This is a genomic window from Bacillus sp. mrc49 (assembly GCF_002803435.1).
The window spans coordinates 1-1017 of the sequence record NZ_PHNG01000534.1; the positions used below are offsets into that span (position 1 = coordinate 1).

Annotated in this window: 1 protein-coding gene; it reads right to left on the bottom strand. The window is 45.8% G+C overall.

The genetic code is table 11. The features are described from left to right. Positions 1-73: 73 nt before the first annotated feature. A partial coding sequence (locus tag CVN76_RS05340) for a PRK06851 family protein (RefSeq protein ID WP_100530537.1) occupies positions 74-1017 on the bottom strand: 944 nt, incomplete at its 5' end.

Here is a 1017-nt window from a genome sequence, read left to right on the forward strand (position 1 = left end):
CAACCTTGCAGTGAATATTGATCGAAAAAATATAAATAAACTGCACCTGATAAGGAGAGGTGCAGTTCAATTTTTAATGCAGGATCGTTTGGCTGTCAATTGCCTGCGCACGTTCAATGATCTGTTCATGAATGTCACTACGAATGTCATCTATCGCAGTAAAGTCCATGGCTTTCACATAAATTTTTTCAAGTTCGTCATGCAGCTCTTTTGCTTTGGCTAGGCTTGCCGTCGCTTCATTCATCTTCTCCCTGTACCTGGAGGAAACATCCTTGATCTGATCGGCATAAATTTCATCCGTTCCCGGCAGGATCGCCGTTTTATATATATCGATGATCTCATCACCTTCGCAGCTCGGGAAATATTCATGAGGATCTGTGCTGTCGAATATGGCGATACCTACCTCCCGGACGATGACCATGTCCAGGCTATGCGGATCGAAACCACAATGATACACTTCCACATCGAAGCCCCTTTGCTCCGCAGCCTTTGCAATCTTTTTCAGCATCGTCGATTTTCCCGAACCGGGACGCCCTTTTAAAAAGTAGCGTTTCTGTACGCCCTCCGTGATATTCGGTATGAAATCGACCGCTCCCTTTGGCGTGGCGGCACCTAAAAAACGATGACGAACATCCGCCTTCTTATTAAGGACGATATCTCGATAAAAGCCTTCTATCAATTTATTGGTCAGCCCATTCAATTTAGCGAAGTCGATGTTTGCCTTATAGATGTCCTCCCATTCATCATGTATCTTCAATGCTTCAGCGAAAAGGGCATAGGCCTTCTCGAAGCTGTTGCTTCTCGCATTCGTCAGCCTTATGATGGACGCTCTTTCCGAAGCGAGCTGCTGTGAATTCCAGGCTGACCCCAAATTGACATATTCCTCTACAGCCCCTGGTGCCTTCGGTTCAATCACATGCGGAGCGGTCCCATCCACAAGACCGATTTTCAAAGCCGGTATGATGACCCCATCGATGGAATCATTATCGGAAGAACAATGTAAATACTCGATATCAT